This is a genomic window from Pseudomonas sp. NFACC13-1 (genome assembly GCF_900104425.1).
GTDB lineage: Bacteria > Pseudomonadota > Gammaproteobacteria > Pseudomonadales > Pseudomonadaceae > Aquipseudomonas > Aquipseudomonas fluorescens_AA.
Window position 1 is genome coordinate 26,810 of the sequence record NZ_FMXV01000022.1, and the last position, 17,364, is coordinate 44,173.

16 protein-coding genes are annotated in these 17,364 nt (G+C 62.0%); 14 read left to right on the forward strand and 2 right to left on the reverse strand.

The features are described from left to right. The first annotated feature begins 136 nt into the window (after positions 1-136). From cgtA to BLQ55_RS23160, 3 genes are all read left to right on the forward strand, one after another. Complete coding sequence (cgtA, locus tag BLQ55_RS23150; protein ID WP_092204229.1) at positions 137-1,360, forward strand: Obg family GTPase CgtA; 1,224 nt, start codon at positions 137-139, stop codon at positions 1,358-1,360. Positions 1,361-1,642: 282 nt separating this feature from the next. After that, the gene (gene proB / locus BLQ55_RS23155; protein WP_072411890.1) at positions 1,643-2,761 is read left to right on the forward strand and encodes a glutamate 5-kinase; all 1,119 of its coding nucleotides are present in this window, start codon (positions 1,643-1,645) and stop codon (positions 2,759-2,761) included. Positions 2,762-2,770: 9 nt separating this feature from the next. After that, positions 2,771-3,235, forward strand: a complete 465-nt coding sequence (locus tag BLQ55_RS23160; RefSeq protein ID WP_030140286.1) for a CreA family protein — start codon at positions 2,771-2,773, stop codon at positions 3,233-3,235. Between the two features lie 172 nt (positions 3,236-3,407). On the opposite strand, the gene rpsT is transcribed toward BLQ55_RS23160, so the two are convergent. Then, the gene (rpsT, locus tag BLQ55_RS23165) at positions 3,408-3,686 is read right to left on the reverse strand and encodes a 30S ribosomal protein S20 (RefSeq protein ID WP_003185593.1); all 279 of its coding nucleotides are present in this window, start codon (positions 3,684-3,686) and stop codon (positions 3,408-3,410) included. 254 nt (positions 3,687-3,940) lie between these two features. On the opposite strand from rpsT, the gene murJ reads away from it, so the two are divergent. The 6 genes from murJ to ispH all read left to right on the forward strand — a co-directional run bounded on the left by murJ (position 3,941) and on the right by ispH (position 11,481). Further along, positions 3,941-5,479, forward strand: a complete 1,539-nt coding sequence (murJ, locus tag BLQ55_RS23170) for a murein biosynthesis integral membrane protein MurJ (protein WP_092204230.1) — start codon at positions 3,941-3,943, stop codon at positions 5,477-5,479. A 129-nt stretch (positions 5,480-5,608) separates the two neighbouring features. Further along, positions 5,609-6,547, forward strand: a complete 939-nt coding sequence (gene ribF, locus BLQ55_RS23175) for a bifunctional riboflavin kinase/FAD synthetase (RefSeq protein WP_170847636.1) — start codon at positions 5,609-5,611, stop codon at positions 6,545-6,547. Between the two features lie 13 nt (positions 6,548-6,560). Then, positions 6,561-9,392 carry an isoleucine--tRNA ligase gene (ileS, locus tag BLQ55_RS23180; RefSeq protein ID WP_092204232.1) on the forward strand — a complete coding sequence of 944 codons (2,832 nt, stop codon included), beginning with the start codon at positions 6,561-6,563 and terminating at the stop codon, positions 9,390-9,392. After that, complete coding sequence (lspA, locus tag BLQ55_RS23185; protein WP_092257339.1) at positions 9,385-9,897, forward strand: signal peptidase II; 513 nt, start codon at positions 9,385-9,387, stop codon at positions 9,895-9,897. The genes ileS and lspA overlap by 8 nt, the downstream gene beginning before the upstream one ends. Next, the gene (gene fkpB, locus BLQ55_RS23190) at positions 9,890-10,327 is read left to right on the forward strand and encodes an FKBP-type peptidyl-prolyl cis-trans isomerase (RefSeq protein WP_060740558.1); all 438 of its coding nucleotides are present in this window, start codon (positions 9,890-9,892) and stop codon (positions 10,325-10,327) included. Before lspA ends, fkpB begins: the two co-directional genes overlap by 8 nt. A gap of 206 nt (positions 10,328-10,533) precedes the next feature. After that, entirely contained in the window at positions 10,534-11,481 is a 948-nt protein-coding gene (gene ispH, locus BLQ55_RS23195; RefSeq protein WP_060740559.1) for a 4-hydroxy-3-methylbut-2-enyl diphosphate reductase, read from the forward strand. On the opposite strand, the gene BLQ55_RS23200 is transcribed toward ispH, so the two are convergent. After that, positions 11,435-11,974, reverse strand: coding sequence for a GspH/FimT family pseudopilin (locus tag BLQ55_RS23200; protein ID WP_092257342.1), 540 nt, complete (start codon positions 11,972-11,974; stop codon positions 11,435-11,437). The two genes, ispH and BLQ55_RS23200, sit on opposite strands and share 47 nt — an antisense overlap. Before the next feature lie 157 nt (positions 11,975-12,131). Between BLQ55_RS23200 and BLQ55_RS23205 the strand changes: the two genes are divergently transcribed. The 5 genes from BLQ55_RS23205 to BLQ55_RS23225 are packed head-to-tail and all read left to right on the forward strand — an operon-like array spanning position 12,132 to position 17,355. Further along, entirely contained in the window at positions 12,132-12,605 is a 474-nt protein-coding gene (locus BLQ55_RS23205; protein ID WP_092204235.1) for a GspH/FimT family pseudopilin, read from the forward strand. Beyond that, the gene (gene pilV, locus BLQ55_RS23210; RefSeq protein ID WP_092204236.1) at positions 12,602-13,063 is read left to right on the forward strand and encodes a type IV pilus modification protein PilV; all 462 of its coding nucleotides are present in this window, start codon (positions 12,602-12,604) and stop codon (positions 13,061-13,063) included. Before BLQ55_RS23205 ends, pilV begins: the two co-directional genes overlap by 4 nt. Further along, positions 13,060-13,785 carry a PilW family protein gene (locus tag BLQ55_RS23215; RefSeq protein WP_092204237.1) on the forward strand — a complete coding sequence of 242 codons (726 nt, stop codon included), beginning with the start codon at positions 13,060-13,062 and terminating at the stop codon, positions 13,783-13,785. Before pilV ends, BLQ55_RS23215 begins: the two co-directional genes overlap by 4 nt. A gap of 14 nt (positions 13,786-13,799) precedes the next feature. After that, a complete protein-coding gene (locus BLQ55_RS23220; RefSeq protein WP_092204238.1) occupies positions 13,800-14,270 on the forward strand; it encodes a pilus assembly PilX family protein in 471 nt (156 codons plus the stop codon). Continuing rightward, positions 14,257-17,355, forward strand: coding sequence for a pilus assembly protein (locus tag BLQ55_RS23225; RefSeq protein ID WP_092257345.1), 3,099 nt, complete (start codon positions 14,257-14,259; stop codon positions 17,353-17,355). The genes BLQ55_RS23220 and BLQ55_RS23225 overlap by 14 nt, the downstream gene beginning before the upstream one ends. Positions 17,356-17,364 lie beyond the last annotated feature (9 nt).

Below are 17,364 nucleotides of genomic sequence, written 5' to 3' on the forward strand. Positions count from 1 at the left end.
GTGAGTCTCTTGCAAAACTGTTTGTATGGGCTGTCGGCGCTGCGGTTGGGGCGTGTCATCAGGTCGCTGCGCTCATTTTTGCAAGAGTCTTATGTCTTGTTTTTTTGGCTCGTCCGTATGGCGAGAGGCGTGTGTCATGAAGTTTGTTGATGAAGTATCGATTCGAGTGAAGGCCGGCGACGGCGGCAATGGTTGCATGAGTTTCCGTCGGGAAAAATTCATTGAAAACGGCGGCCCGAACGGCGGTGACGGGGGTGACGGCGGCTCGATCTACATGCTCGCCGACGAAAACCTCAACACCCTGGTGGACTACCGTTACACCCGGCACTTCGATGCCGAGCGTGGCTCCAACGGCGGCAGCACCGACTGCACCGGCAAGAAGGGCGAAGACCTGATCCTGCGTGTGCCAGTCGGTACCACAGTGATCGATTCGGCCACCCAGGAAGTGATCGGCGACCTGACCAAGGCCGGCCAGCGTCTGCTGGTCGCCCATGGCGGCTGGCACGGCCTGGGCAACACCCGCTTCAAGTCCAGCACCAACCGCGCGCCGCGCCAGACCACGCCAGGCAAGCCCGGCGAGCAGCGTGACCTGAAGCTGGAAATGAAAGTGTTGGCCGATGTGGGCCTGCTGGGCCTGCCGAACGCCGGTAAAAGTACCTTCATTCGTTCGGTGTCGGCGGCCAAGCCGAAAGTGGCCGATTACCCGTTCACCACCCTGGTGCCGAACCTGGGCGTGGTCAGCGTCGACCGCTGGAAGAGTTTCGTGATCGCCGACATTCCAGGGCTGATCGAAGGGGCTTCCGAGGGCGCGGGCCTGGGGATTCGTTTCCTCAAGCACTTGTCCCGTACCCGCCTGTTGCTGCACCTCGTCGACATGGCGCCGCTGGATGAAACCGACGCCGCCGAGGCTGCCGAAGTCATCGTCAACGAGCTGACCAAGTTCAGCCCGGCCCTGGCCGAGCGTGATCGTTGGCTGGTGCTGAACAAGTGCGACCAGATCCTCGAAGAAGAACATGAGGAGCGGGTCAAGGAAATCGTCGACCGCCTGGAGTGGGAGGGTCCGGTCTATGTGATCTCGGCCATCGCCAAAGAAGGCACCGAGCGCCTGTGCCACGACATCATGCGTTACCTGGAAGATCGTGCCGACCGCCTGGCCAACGATCCGGCCTACAAGGAAGAACTGGCCGAGCTCGACCAGCGCATCGAAGACGAGGCCCGTGCCCAGCTGCAGGCACTGGACGACCAGCGCGCCCTGCGTCGCAGTGGCGTCAAGTCGGTCCATGACATCGGTGACGACGATTGGGACGAAGAAGATGTGGATGATGAAGACGGTCCGGAAATCATCTACGTGCGCGACTGATCTTGTGCTGGCGTGAAGCCAGGACCTATGGGAGCCCTGTGGGAGCGAGCTTGCTTGCGAAAGCGGTCTGTCAGTTGACATGGTCGTTAGCTGACACGCCGCTATCGCGAGCAAGCTCGCTCCCACAGGTTCAAGTGTTTCAGCGCAGTGTTATCATCGCCGGCAAGCCGGTTCCCAAGGCGCCGCTCATTCGAGCGGCGTTTTGGTATCTGTAAAACGCAAATACGAATAATCCCATGGGCGGCGCTGGGTCGCGCCGTTCGCTGGCAAAGGTTGAAGATGATGCGGAGCAAGGTGACGGGTGCGCGGCGCTGGGTCGTGAAGATCGGTAGCGCACTGCTGACGGCGGATGGCAAGGGGCTGGATCGCCAGGCAATGGCGGTGTGGGTCGAACAGATGGTGGCCTTGCATGAGGCTGGCGTCGAGTTGGTGTTGGTCTCTTCGGGGGCTGTGGCAGCCGGTATGAGCCGTTTGGGCTGGACGTCGCGACCCAGCGCGATGCATGAGCTGCAGGCGGCCGCCGCCATCGGCCAGATGGGCCTGGTGCAGGCTTGGGAGTCGAGCTTTGCCGAGCACGGTCGCCATACGGCGCAGATCCTGCTGACCCACGACGACCTGTCCGACCGCAAGCGCTACCTCAATGCCCGCAGTACCTTGCGGGCGCTGGTGGAGCTGAAGGTCATCCCGGTGATCAACGAGAACGACACGGTGGTCACCGACGAGATCCGTTTCGGCGATAACGACACCCTGGCCGCGCTGGTGGCGAACCTGGTGGAGGCGGACCTGTTGGTGATCCTCACGGATCGCGACGGTATGTTCGATGCCGATCCGCGCAATAACCCCGATGCCAAGCTGATCTACGAAGCCCGTGCCGACGACCCGGCGCTGGACGCGGTGGCGGGTGGCACAGGCGGTGCGCTGGGGCGTGGCGGCATGCAGACCAAGCTGCGTGCGGCACGTCTGGCGGCGCGCTCCGGGGCTCACACCATCATTGTCGGCGGCCGGCTGGAGCGGGTGCTGGATCGTCTGAAGGCGGGCGAGCGCATCGGCACCTTGCTGTCCCCTGAGCGCGGCATGCTGGCGGCACGCAAGCAGTGGCTGGCCGGGCACCTGCAAACCCGTGGCACGCTGGTGCTGGATGCGGGTGCCGTGACGGCGTTGTCCCAGGGCAACAAAAGCCTGCTGCCGGTGGGTGTGAAGCTGGTCCAGGGCAGTTTCCGTCGCGGCGAAATGGTCGTGTGCGTGGCGCCGGACGGTCGCGAGATCGCCCGTGGCCTGGCCAACTACAGCGCCCTGGAAGCGCAGAAAATCATCGGTCAATCGTCTGATGCGATTGTCGGTCTGTTGGGTTATATGGCGGAGCCTGAACTGGTCCACCGTGACAACCTGATCCTCGTCTAAGGAAAAATCATGGGTTTGGCAAAAGGATTGATCGGCTTGCTACTGGCGGTGCCGCTGCTGGCGTCGGCCGAGGAAATTGGCCAGGTGTCGACGGTATTCAAGTTTGTCGGGCCGAACGACCGGATCGTGGTCGAGGCATTCGATGATCCCAAGGTCGATGGCGTGACCTGTTACCTGTCGCGGGCCAAGACCGGCGGTGTAAAAGGCGGCCTGGGCCTGGCCGAGGATCGCGCCGAGGCGTCCATCGCCTGTCGCCAGGTCGGGCCCATCAGCTTCAAGGGTGAGCTCAAGGATGGCGAGGAGGTGTTCCGCGAGCGCACTTCGCTGGTGTTCAAGACCATGCAAGTGGTGCGTTTTCTCGACAAGAAGCGCAATACGCTGGTGTACCTGGTCTACAGCGACCGCGTGATCGAGGGCAGCCCGCAGAATGCAGTGACGGCTATCCCGATCTTGCCGTGGGCTCGTGCTCAATAAGCGGCATATAGCCCTGTGGGAGCGAGCTTGCTCGCGATGGCGGTGCGTCAGTAACAACGATTTGTCTGATGCTCCGCCATCGCGAGCAAGCTCGCTCCCACAATGTTCTGAATGAAGAATCCCGGGCAATAAAAAACCGACCCTGAGGTCGGTTTTTTAACGAGCGCGTCGCTTAGGCAGCAGCGGCAACGTTCAGGGCCTTTACGTGGCCATTCAGGCGGCTCTTATGGCGAGCAGCCTTGTTCTTGTGGATGATGCCTTTATCGGCCATACGGTCGATAACTGGCACAGCCAGAACGTAAGCAGCTTGAGCTTTTTCAGCGTCTTTTGCGTCGATGGCCTTGACTACGTTCTTGATGTAGGTACGGACCATGGAACGCAGGCTGGCGTTGTGGCTGCGACGCTTCTCAGCCTGTTTTGCACGTTTTTTGGCGGAAGGTGTGTTGGCCACCGTCGAGCTCCTCGAAAGACTTTTTGGGAAATAGCAAACAAAATAGGCCGCGAATCATGCCGATGAGTTGAAGTCTTGTCAAGGGCGGGTGACGCGTTCCGCTGAATGGCAGGTGCTGCGCACCGAAGGATTTCTTTCCGGCGTGCGACCTGTAAACTCGCGGGCTTTGGCTCTGCACTGTTTAGCGGCGCGGAGTATCGCACAAGTGGGCGCGTTGTTCGCCTGCTGTTTATCGACAGGCAAAAACTCTTTTCATGAATCTGCTCAAATCGTTGGCCGCCGTCAGCTCTATCACGATGCTTTCCCGCATCCTGGGGTTCGTTCGCGATACGCTGATCGCACGGATATTCGGCGCCGGGATGGCGACGGACGCCTTCTTCATCGCCTTCAAGCTGCCCAACCTGCTGCGGCGGATCTTCGCCGAAGGCGCCTTTTCCCAGGCCTTCGTGCCGATCCTGGCGGAATATAAAAGCCAGAAAGGCGATGAGGCAACCCGTACATTCATTGCCTACGTCACCGGTCTGCTGACCTTGGTGCTGGCGCTGGTCACGGCCGCCGGCATGCTCGCCGCGCCCTGGGTGATCTGGGCCACGGCGCCGGGCTTCACCGACACCCCGGAAAAATTCCAGCTCACCGCGGACCTGCTGCGGGTGACCTTTCCTTATATATTGCTGATTTCCCTGTCGTCCCTGGCCGGGGCGATCCTCAACACCTGGAACCGCTTTTCCGTGCCGGCCTTTGTGCCGACCTTGCTCAACGTCAGCATGATCGTCTTCGCCGTGTTCCTGACACCGTACTTCGACCCACCGGTGATGGCCCTGGGCTGGGCGGTGCTGGTGGGTGGCCTGGCGCAACTGCTCTATCAACTGCCGCACCTGAAAAAGATCGGCATGCTGGTGCTGCCGCGCCTGAACCTGCGCGACAGCGGCGTGTGGCGGGTGATGAAGCAGATGCTGCCGGCGATCCTGGGGGTATCGGTGAGCCAGATTTCCCTGATCATCAACACCATCTTTGCCTCGTTCCTGGTGGCCGGCTCGGTGTCGTGGATGTACTACGCCGACCGCCTGATGGAGTTGCCGTCCGGCGTGCTGGGCGTGGCCCTGGGCACGATCCTGCTGCCCACCCTGGCCAAGACCTACGCCAGCCAGGACCGCCACGAATACTCGCGAATTCTCGATTGGGGCCTGCGCCTGTGCTTTGTGCTGGTGCTGCCGTGTTCCCTGGCGCTGGGGATCCTGGCCGAGCCGTTGACCGTCTCGTTGTTCCAGTACGGCCAGTTCAATGCGTTCGACGCCTCGATGACCCAGCGTGCGCTGATCGCTTACTCGGTGGGTTTGCTCGGGATTATCGTGATCAAGGTGCTGGCGCCAGGGTTCTACGCCCAGCAGAACATCCGCACGCCAGTGAAGATCGCCATTTTCACCCTGGTGATGACCCAGTTGTTCAACCTGTTGCTGATCGGTCCGTTGGCTCATGCCGGCCTGGCCCTGGCTATCAGTGCCGGCGCTTGCCTCAACGCCGGTCTGCTGTTTTATCAACTGCGCAAGCAAAAGATGTATCAGCCGCAGCCGGGCTGGGGCAAGTTCGGCCTCAAGTTGCTGGTGGCCGTGGCCGTGATGTCGGCGGTCCTGCTGGGGGCGATGCATTTCATGCCAGCCTGGGGCGAGGGGCAGATGCTCGAGCGTTTCCTGCGCCTGGGGGGGCTGGTGGTTGCCGGTGTGGTGGCGTATTTCGGTATGTTGCTGCTGATGGGCTTCCGCCTGCGCGACTTCAATCGCAAGGCCTTGAGCTGAGGGCGAGCCCTCGATAATCCCGGGCCGGGCAGCGGTTTTGTCGGTTCGATCACTTTGGGGTGCGGTGTTGCCTGTCGTCGGCCGCCGGGTGTGGTTATAATCGGCCACTTTATGAGCAAGAAGCGCGTTATGCAGCTGGTTCGAGGCCTCCACAACCTGCGCCCCCAGCATCGGGGCTGTGTCGCCACTATTGGCAACTTTGACGGTGTTCACCGTGGCCACCAGGCTATCCTGGCGCGACTGCGCGAGCGTGCGCTGGAGTTGGGCGTGCCCAGCTGCGTGGTGATTTTCGAGCCGCAGCCACGGGAGTTTTTCGCCCCGGACACCGCCCCGGCCCGTCTGGCCCGGTTGCGGGACAAACTGCAACTGCTGGCCGCCGAAGGTGTCGACCGGGTCCTATGCCTGGCCTTCAACCAGCGCCTGAGCAAGCTCAGTGCCGCCGAGTTCGTCGATACCATCCTGGTGGACGGTCTCGATGTGAAGCATCTGGAAGTCGGCGATGATTTCCGTTTCGGCTGTGATCGGTCCGGGGATTTCGATTACCTGCAACAGGCAGGTATCGTCCAGGGTTTCACCGTCGAAGCGGCGCAGACCGTCGAGATGGATGGCTTGCGCGTCAGCAGTACCCAGGTCCGTAATGCCCTGGCGGCGGCTGATTTCGCATTGGCCGAGCGCTTGCTCGGCCGGCCGTACCGGATTGCCGGGCGGATCCTGCACGGGCAGAAGTTGGCGCGCCAATTGGGCACGCCGACGGCCAACGTGCAGCTCAAGCGTCGTCGCGTGCCGCTGACCGGGGTGTTCCTGGTGAGTGTCGAGATCGACGGCAAGACCTGGCCCGGCGTCGCCAACATCGGCGTGCGCCCCACGGTCCAGGGCGATGGCAAGGCCCACCTTGAAGTACATGTTCTGGATTTTGCCGGCGATCTGTATGACCGGCGTTTGACGGTGGTTTTCCACCATAAGCTGCGTGAAGAGCAGCGTTTTGCCTCTCTGGAGGCGCTCAAGACGGCGATCCATGCAGATATCGCCGCCGCCCGTGCCCTTGTCGCAACCAGCGCCAATCGCTAATGAAGAGCCTTAAATGACCGACTATAAAGCCACGCTAAACCTTCCGGACACCGCCTTCCCAATGAAGGCCGGCCTGCCTCAGCGCGAACCACAGATTCTGCAGCGTTGGGACAGCATTGGCCTGTACGGAAAGTTGCGCGAAATTGGCAAGGATCGTCCGAAGTTCGTCCTGCACGACGGCCCTCCGTACGCCAACGGCACCATCCACATCGGTCACGCGCTGAACAAGATTCTCAAGGACATGATCATCCGCTCCAAGACCCTGTCGGGTTTTGATGCGCCGTATGTCCCGGGCTGGGACTGCCATGGCCTGCCGATCGAGCACAAGGTCGAAGTGACCCACGGCAAGAACCTGGGCGCGGACAAGACCCGCGAGCTGTGCCGTGCCTACGCCACCGAGCAGATCGAAGGGCAGAAGTCCGAATTCATTCGCCTCGGCGTGCTGGGCGACTTCGCCAACCCGTACAAGACCATGGACTTCAAGAACGAAGCCGGCGAAATCCGTGCCCTGGCGAAAATCGTCGAGGGTGGTTTCGTGTTCAAGGGCCTCAAGCCGGTGAACTGGTGCTTCGATTGCGGTTCGGCCCTGGCCGAGGCGGAAGTCGAGTACGAGAACAAGAAGTCCTCGACCATCGACGTCGCGTTCCCGATCGCCGATGAAGACAAGCTTGCCGCCGCGTTCGGCCTGGGCAAGCTGGCCAAGCCGGCGTCGATCGTGATCTGGACCACCACCCCGTGGACCATCCCGGCCAACCAGGCGCTGAACGTCCACCCGGAATTCACCTACGCCCTGGTGGACGTTGGCGACAAGCTGCTGGTGCTGGCCGAAGAACTGGTCGAAGCCTGCCTGGCCCGCTACAACCTCGAAGGTTCGGTGGTTGCCACCGCCCCGGGGTCGGCGCTGGAACTGATCAATTTCCGTCATCCGTTCTATGACCGCCTGTCGCCGGTGTACCTGGCCGACTACGTGGAGCTGGGTGCGGGCACTGGCGTGGTTCACTCCGCGCCGGCCTATGGCGTCGACGACTTCGTGACCTGCAAGAAGTACGGCATGGTCAACGACGACATCCTCAACCCGGTGCAGAGCAATGGCGTGTACGCGCCGTCGCTGGAGTTCTTCGGCGGCCAGTTCATCTGGAAAGCCAACCCGGTCATCGTCGACAAGCTGAGCGAAGTCGGCGCGCTGCTGCACACCACCGTCATCGAACACAGCTACATGCACTGCTGGCGCCACAAGACCCCGCTGATCTACCGCGCCACCGCGCAGTGGTTCATCGGCATGGACAAGCAGCCCACCAGCGGCGACACCCTGCGCCAGCGTTCGCTCAAGGCCATCGAAGAGACCCAGTTCGTACCAGCCTGGGGCCAGGCGCGCCTGCACTCGATGATCGCCAATCGTCCGGACTGGTGCATCTCCCGCCAGCGCAACTGGGGCGTACCGATCCCGTTCTTCCTGAACAAGGAAAGCGGCGAGTTGCACCCGCGCACCGTCGAACTGATGGAAGTCGTGGCCAAGCGCGTCGAAGCCGAAGGCATCGAAGCCTGGTTCAAGCTCGATGCCGCTGAGCTGTTGGGGGACGAAGCACCGCTGTACGACAAGATCAGCGACACCCTGGACGTCTGGTTCGACTCCGGCACCACCCACTGGCACGTGCTGCGTGGTTCGCACCCAATGGGCCATGAGAGCGGTCCGCGCGCCGACCTGTACCTGGAAGGTTCGGACCAACACCGTGGCTGGTTCCACTCGTCGTTGCTGACTGGTTGCGCCATCGACAACCACGCGCCATACCGCGAGCTGCTGACCCACGGTTTCACCGTCGACGAGTCCGGCCGCAAGATGTCCAAGTCCCTGGGCAACGTGATCGCGCCGCAGAAGGTCAACGACACCCTGGGCGCCGACATCATGCGCCTGTGGGTGGCCTCCACCGACTACTCCGGCGAGATGGCCGTTTCCGAGCAGATCCTGCAGCGCAGCGCGGACGCCTACCGGCGGATCCGCAACACCGCGCGCTTCCTGCTCTCGAACCTGACCGGCTTCAACCCGGCCACCGACCTGCTGCCGGCCGAAGAAATGCTTGCGCTGGACCGTTGGGCCGTGGACCGTACCCTGTTGCTGCAACGCGAATTGCAGGAGCACTACGGCGAATACCGCTTCTGGAATGTCTACTCCAAGATCCACAACTTCTGCGTGCAGGAGCTCGGTGGTTTCTACCTCGACATCATCAAGGACCGCCAGTACACCACCGGCGCCAACAGCAAGGCCCGTCGTTCGTGCCAGACCGCGCTGTTCCACATCAGCGAAGCGCTGGTGCGCTGGATCGCGCCGATCCTGGCGTTCACCGCCGACGAGCTGTGGCAATACCTGCCGGGCGAGCGTAACGAGTCGGTGATGCTCAATACCTGGTACGAAGGCCTGACCGAATTGCCCCAGGGCTTCGAACTGGACCGTGCCTATTGGGACCGGATCATGGCGGTCAAGACCGCGGTCAACAAGGAAATGGAGATCCAGCGCGCGGCCAAGGCCGTTGGTGGCAACCTGCAGGCCGAAGTGACCCTCTACGCTGAAGAAGCCCTTGGCGGCGACCTGGCCAAGCTGGGCAACGAGCTGCGCTTCGTGCTGATCACCTCCACTGCCAGTGTCGCGCCGTTGGTGCAGGCGCCGGCCGATGCGGTGACCACCGAAGTCAGCGGCTTGAAGCTCAAGATCGTCAAATCGAACCACACCAAGTGCGCCCGCTGCTGGCACTGCCGCGAAGACGTCGGCGTGAACCCGGAGCATCCGGAAATCTGCGGTCGTTGCGTCGACAACATCAGCGGTGCTGGCGAGGTTCGCCACTATGCCTAACGCAGCGGGCCGTTTCGGACGGCTGGGCTGGCTCTGGTTGAGCGTGCTGGTACTGGTCATCGACCAGGCCAGCAAGTTCTACTTTGAAAGCTCATTGACCCTGTACCAGCAGATCGTGATCATCCCTGATTACTTCAGCTGGACCCTGGCCTACAACACCGGGGCGGCGTTCAGTTTCCTGGCAGACAGTTCCGGCTGGCAGCGCTGGCTGTTCGCCCTGATTGCCGTGGTGGTCAGCGCCGTGCTGGTGGTCTGGCTCAAGCGCCTGGGGCGCAATGAGACCTGGCTGGCCGTGGCGCTGGCCTTGGTGCTGGGTGGTGCGTTGGGCAATCTCTATGACCGCATCGCCCTGGGTCACGTCATCGACTTCATCCTGGTGCATTGGCAGAACCGCTGGTATTTCCCGGCGTTCAACTTTGCCGACAGTGCCATCAGCGTGGGCGCCGTGATGCTCGCCCTGGACATGTTCAAGAGCAAGAAAACCGGAGAAGCCGTCCATGACTGAGCAGCGTATCGCTCAAAACACCGAAGTGAAGCTTCACTTCGCCCTGCACCTGGAAAACGGCGACACCGTCGACAGCACCTTCGACAAGGCCCCGGCGGTGTTCAAGGTCGGTGATGGCAACCTACTGCCAGGCTTCGAAGCGGCGATCCTCGGTTTCAAGGCCGGCGACAAGCGCACCGTGGTCGTGCCACCGGAAAACGCCTTTGGTCAGCCCAACCCGCAAAACGTGCAGACCATGCCACGCTCCCAGTTCCAGGACATGGAGCTGTCCGAGGGGCTGCTGGTGATCTTCAACGACGCGGCCAATACCGAGCTGCCGGGTGTGGTGAAGGCGTTCGATGACGCCCAGGTGACCGTGGACTTCAACCATCCGCTGGCGGGCAAGACCTTGAACTTCGAAGTGGAAATCCTCGACGTCAAGGCGGTTTGAGATTTAACAGGCAGTTCCTGCTGCCAACCGATTCACTGTGGGAGCGAGCTTGCTCGCGATGACGGAGTCACTTTCAATACAGGGGTGACAGACTCACCGCCATCGCGAGCAAGCTCGCTCCCACATGGGATTTCCTTGTTTTCGGGCCTTTCGCTCGATCAACAGGCAGGCATTCAATTTCTTGCGCGCAAGACACGAGGCACAGCATGCAAATCAAACTCGCCAACCCCCGTGGTTTCTGCGCCGGAGTGGACCGGGCGATCGAAATCGTCAACCGCGCCCTGGAAGTCTTCGGGCCGCCGATCTACGTGCGCCACGAAGTGGTCCACAACAAATTCGTCGTCGAGGACCTGCGCAGCCGCGGGGCCATTTTCGTCGAGGAACTGGACCAGGTGCCGGACGACGTCATCGTGATCTTCAGTGCCCACGGGGTTTCCCAGGCCGTGCGCAGCGAAGCCGCCGGCCGGGGCCTGAAGGTATTCGACGCGACGTGCCCATTGGTGACCAAGGTGCACATCGAAGTGGCGCGCTACAGCCGTGACGGTCGCGAGTGCATCCTGATCGGCCATGAAGGCCATCCGGAAGTCGAAGGCACCATGGGCCAATACGATGCCAGCAACGGCGGTGCGATCTACCTGGTCGAAGACGAGGATGACGTTGCGGCCTTGCAGGTACGCAACCCCGATAGCCTGGCGTTCGTGACCCAGACGACCCTGTCCATGGACGACACCAGCCGTGTGATCGACGCCCTGCGCGCGCGCTTTCCGGCCATCGGCGGCCCACGCAAGGATGACATCTGCTACGCCACCCAGAACCGTCAGGATGCGGTCAAGCAACTGGCCAACGAATGCGATGTGGTGCTGGTGGTCGGCAGCCCGAACAGTTCCAACTCCAACCGCCTGCGCGAGCTGGCCGAGCGCATGTCCACGCCCGCTTACCTGATCGACGGTGCCGAGGACATGCAACGCAGCTGGTTCGAGGGCATCGAGCGTATCGGCATCACCGCCGGTGCTTCCGCGCCGGAAGTCCTAGTGCGTGGCGTGATCCAGCAATTGCAGGCTTGGGGCGCCACCGGTGCCGATGAGCTGGCTGGTCGCGAGGAGAACATCACGTTCTCGATGCCGAAAGAGCTGCGCGTGCGCTCCCTGCTTTAAGTCCTTTTTCGCACAGCGCCTGTTTGGCTTCGACGCTTTCCAGGCGCACGCGGCCGGAAGGCGCCAGTATCACTTGATGATGGCTGACCGGCCCGCGTTTGGCGCAGACATGCAGCGTGCCTGCCTGGAATGCGCCGCTGGGGTGCAGGGCTTCCCCTTGGCTGCCGAACCTCACCCGGCGTTTCACCGGCTGGTTGCCGACCACCCGGGCGCTGGCTCTGCGCTCCATCAGCACGGTCTTCTCCTTATCGTCCAGGGTGATGCGCCAGCCCCGGCCCCAGTCGTTGTCTATCCCCCTGAGCACGACCGTCCGGTTGCGCGTGATGGCCTCGCTGCGCGCGCTGCGTAACCCGCTGATCAGCAACTGCGCGGTGTCCTTGCGCTCGATGGATGCGATCAGTTCTTTGTAGCCCGCGCTGGCCCACGGCAGAACAATTGCGGCAATTGCCAGTCCCATGAGCAGCTCGATCAGGCTGAAGCCCTGTTGGTGCATGACATCTCCTCCCTGGAGAATGTGAAGCGGATTCAAGATTAATGGCCCATTGTGGCGAGGGGATAAATCCCCTCACCGCAGGGCAGTGTCGAGCACACGGCGGTGGTTTGTTCTAGCGTTTAGAGGCAGGTATAGCCGACGGCAACGGAGGGCACCGATGGATCTTCGTACAAAAGGTTTCACGCTGGTCGAGGTGCTGGTGGCCCTTGGCGTGCTGCTGATCCTGATTACCATGGCGGTGCCGTCATTCACCGGCTCGCTGCAGAGCACCAAGGCCGACACTGAGGTCGACGACTTGCGCCGGGCGCTGAACTTTGCCCGGCTGGAGGCGATCGACCGAGGTATCACCACGCGCATCCGCCCCACGGTCGAGGGCAGCGTCTGGAGCGGCGAACTGACGGTGTATGACAGTACTGGCACGCCGGCCAATGTATTGCGGGTTGTTCCAGCGATGAGCAGTGGCGCGACTCTGACGCTAACCTCAGCAGTGAGCAACATCGATTTCAACAACCTCGGCGGGTTATCGGCACCGGCCACGCCGGTGAGTTTCAATTATGTACGAGGGGCGCAGAGCAGGACGCTGAGTGTCTGCCTTAATGGAAGAATCGTATTGGGTGGAAGTTGCGGATGAAGGATTGCAGTAAAAGGGCACAGGAGGGCATGACGCTGATCGAGGTGCTGGTGGCGGTGCTGATTCTCGGTGTCGGCTTGCTGGGGGCGGCGATGATCCAGCTAAACGCGCTCAAGTACACCGACAGTTCGCGCATGACCAGCCAGGCCAGCTTCATTGCCTACGACCTGCTGGACCGCATTCGCGCCAACTCCGGCGCCGACTACACCGTCACACCGCCCAGCTCGCCGAACCTCAACGTGGCCCGGGACCAGGACCTCTACGATTTCAAGACCAACATCATCGCCTTCGGCGGTGCCACGGCCACCGGCACCATCGCCCTGAACCAGCGGGTCTACACCATCACCATTTCCTGGGACGACACCCGGGCCGCCAACACCACCAACGCGGCCGAGGCGCGGCGCAGCTTCGTACTGACCAGCCGCGTCGCCGTCGATCCGCCGGGGACGCCGCCATGAACAGGCGTTGCCGAGGATTCGGCCTGATTGAATTGATGATTGCCCTGGTGCTCAGCCTGATCGTCATCCTGGGTGTCGTGCAGATTTTCATCGCCGCCAAGAACACCTACATCAGCCAAAGTGCGGCAGCAGTGATGCAGGAGGACGCCCGGTTCGTCCTGAGCAAAATGGTCCAGGAAATTCGTATGGTGGGCATGTTCGGTTGCCTGGGGAGCATCACCGATGCGTCCTCGGCCGGGGATTTCAATGCCAGCCAGATCACGCCGATCCGCTGGGACAACGCCAACCTGAAGCTGACCCTGGTCACGGCGGATGTCGGTGGCGGTGGTGGGGCGCCGACCTGGACCGTCGTTTCCGATTGTCGGACCTCGGCCACTGCCTACACCGGGATCAGGGCGCCGGCGGCAGGACAGATGGCGTTCCCGATCCGGCGTTTGGTCTACAGCTTCAGCAATAACCAGTTACTGATGGGCGTCCAGACAGCCGGCGGTCCAGCCAACCCGACCATGGCAGTGCTGGTGGATAACGTCCGCACGTTCAACGTGACATTCGGCGTCGCCGGCAGCTCGACGGACATCGCGGCCTCCAGCTACAGCAGCAATCCGGCCGACCCTGCACTGATCCGCAGCGTGCGCCTGACCCTGACGCTTTTTGATCCAAGGAACGCAGTGCGCGAGCAGACATTCAATGTGGTTGCCGCCTTGCGCAACCGGTTGCTATGAAGGAGTTGACTTCGATGGGGCAGGTGCACCGCCAGCGGGGTATGGCATTGCTGGTCAGCCTGGTCTTCCTGTTGCTGCTGACGTTGATCGGTCTGTCATCGATGCAGAACGCCACCCTCCAGGAAAAGATGACCAGCAGCGTCATGCAGCGCAACCAGTCGTTCCAGGTGGCCGAGGCGGCGCTGAGGGTGGGGGAAAGCGCGGTGCAGGTCGAAACCTATTCATTGCCGGTGTGTACCACCACGACCCAGTGCGCGCCGCCGGCCGAGTCGGCGACGCTGACCGGGGCTGGGCGCAATTCGTCGTCGGGGGTGCTCTGGGTTGCCGCCGCCGGTGGGTTTTATGGCGTGCAGAACATCGGCACGACGCTTACGGCGGTCAATGTGCCGGTCAATACGTCGGCGACGCTGTACCGGATCACGGCGGTGGCGGTGGTGGGGAATAACCAGCGCAGCGTGGTGGAGAGCATTTATGCGAAGTACTGAGGTGCGCGGCAGTTGGAGGCAAGTGCTGTGGGGGGCGTTGCTCAGCCTTTACCTGGCGGCGCCGGTCTATGCGTTCACGCCTTCGGATTCGCCGTTGCTGAGTGCGGCCGCCGTCACGCCGAACGTGATGCTGCTGATCGATGATTCGGGGAGCATGAACAACATTATCTGGGCGGCGGGGTTTGATCCCAATGTCTCGCGGCCGGCGGTTCTCAATTGCAACTCCAGCAACAGCTGCTTCGGTGGAACATCTCTCGATCCGGACGATGGCAACGTCTTGCTGGCAAGTCTGTTGCGTGGTGGCTGCTCCAGTGGCTGGTATGGCTTTTACCGGGGCGCCCTGTCACGTGTCTGCCTGCGATTGCCAGACCCGGTGGGTGACGGCAATACGCGCTATACCACCAAATACCTGGCGTACCTGTTGACCCTCGCCAATGGCTCGAACCGGGACTTCACCACCGGCTCCATCCCCACCGACTACCGCATCAACGTGGCGCGGGACGTTTCCAACGACCTGGTCGCCGGTAACCGCGCCCTACGTATCGGCCTTGCTACCTTCAACCCGCCGAACAGCAGTAACTCCGGCCCCGGGGGGTACATCGCCCGCGCCATCAGCGATCTGTCACCGGTCAGTGGCAGCGTGACCCAGACCCAAGCCAACAGCAACTACAGCGCGCTGATCAATGCCATCAACGGCCTGGGTGCGGTCGCCAATACCCCGTTGGCCGAGAGCTACTACGAGGTCACCCGTTATTTCAGGGGGATGGCGCCTTACTACAATGGAACGCCCGCCACCTACACCAGCCCGATCCAGTACCGTTGCCAGAAAAACTTCGGCGTGGTGATCACCGACGGCTTGCCCACCTATGACCGGACGTTTCCCACCAACGACCCGCTGGGCTTGGCCCGGTTGCCGAATTGGGATGGCATCAATAACGATGGCGACGATCTCAATGGTGATGGCGAGGGCGATACGCTGTACCTGGACGACATCGCCAAGTTCGCCTTCGACATCGACATGCGCTCCACCGGCACAGACGCCACCGGCAAGAGCTGGAACGCCACGGATTTTCCCCGGCAATACCTCAATACCTATACCGTGGGGTTTACCGCCGCCAACCCGATGTTGTCAGACGCCGCCCGCTATGGTGCAGGCAAGTATTACCAGGCGACCGACAGCGAAGGCCTGAACTCGGCGTTGGCCTCTGCCCTGAGCGACATCACTTCCAAGGCTGGCTCCGGGGGCGGCGGCACCACCAACGCCGCCACATTGTCGAGCACCTCCAGCTACTACCAGACCACGTATGACCCCAAGGACTGGCGCGGCACCATCCGGGCGTTCGGCTTTACCTCGGCGGGCACGGTCAACACGGCAGCGGTGCAATGGACCACCGATACCGCCATCGTGCCCGGCGCCACGGCACCGATCTATCAGTCCTGGAACACCGCGACCAACGTGCCGATAACCCTGGCCTACGGCAACTTTTCGCCAGCCCAGCAAACCAGCCTCAGCCAGAACCTGCCCACGGGGATCACCGGTAATGACCTGGTGGAGTGGAGCAAGGGCGTCAACAAGACCGGCCTGAAGGTGCGCAGCGCGTTGCTGGGGGACATCATCAATTCGCCGCTGGTGTTGGCATCGCCCAATGACCAGACCGCTGCGGACCTGCTCAACGACACCAGCTATAGCACCTACCTGGCGACCAAGGCGACGAACATGAGCACCAGCCTGGTGGTGAACGGCAACGATGGTTTTTTCAGTGTCATCAACAGTGCAAACGGCACGCGGCGTTACGCCTACATGCCTTCGAACGTGCTGCCCTCGTTGCAGGACATCGCCGACACCAGCTACATCAATGGCGTGAACCACAAGTTCCTGGTGGATGGACAGGTCGGTGTATTCGACGTGCAATCGGGGAGCGCCTGGAAGACCGTGGCCCTGGGCGGCACGGGGGCCGGAGGCAAGACGTTTTTCGCGGTGCAACTGTTCGATGCGGCGGCGGGCAATGCGTTTCGGGCGCTATGGGAAATCAGCGCGCCAACCGTTGCCAGCACCGCCAACGCCTTCAATGACCTGGGTTATGCCTACGCACGCCCCGAAGTCGCGCGCCTGGCGGACGGTCGCTGGGCGGCGTTCATCGCCAATGGCTATGGCAGCAACAGCGGCGTGGCGGCGTTGTACGTCGTGGATATCCGTGACGGTTCGCTGATCCGAAAAATCGTCATCAACAACAGTGAGACCGATAACGGCCTGTCGTCGGTCAAGTTGCGGGTCAACTCCCAGAATGTGGTGCAAGCCGCCTACGGTGGCGACCTGAAGGGGCGGATGTGGAAATTCGACCTCAGCGGCACCTCGCCCACCGCGTGGGGCCTGGCGTTCGCCGGCCAGCCGTTGTTCACCGCCCCCGGCGGCGCGACCCAACCGATCACCGTGCAGCCTCTGCTGGCAGACAATCCCCAGGGCGGCACCCAGGTTTTTTTCGGTACCGGTAAGTTCAACGAAGCGGCAGACAAGCTCAACAAGGATCTGCAAGCGTTCTATTCGATCTGGGACGCCATTGGCGGCGGGGGGCAAATCACCGTGTCGAGCCTGCAGGCCCAGTCGATCACGGGGGTGTTTTCAGGCAGCGCCGGGCAGTTCGTGACCACCAGCCAGACCGACGTGACGTACCCTGCGAAGAAGGGCTGGTACCTGCCTTTGGTGTACAACAATGCGCTGACCGGGGAGCGGGTGATCAACCCGGCCAACCTGGTGCTCGGGCGCGTGATCTTTACCACGGCCGCCGTAGACACCACCGACCCTTGTGTCAGCTTCGGCACCGGCAAACTGATCGAATTGGATGCATTCAACGGTAAGATGCTCAACTATGCGGTACTCGATACCAACAACGATGGTTCGCTCACCAGCCTCGATACGATTTCCGCCGGCGTGGTGTTTACCGGCGGTATTCCGACCCTGAGCGCCGTCGTCAGCGCCAACGGGGCCACCAATATGATCGTGAACGACTCCAGTGGCGGTATCACTGACCTGCTGGGCAAAACCGTCGGCGGCAGCCGCCGCATCATGTGGCGGCAAATACAATGAGGGCAAGGC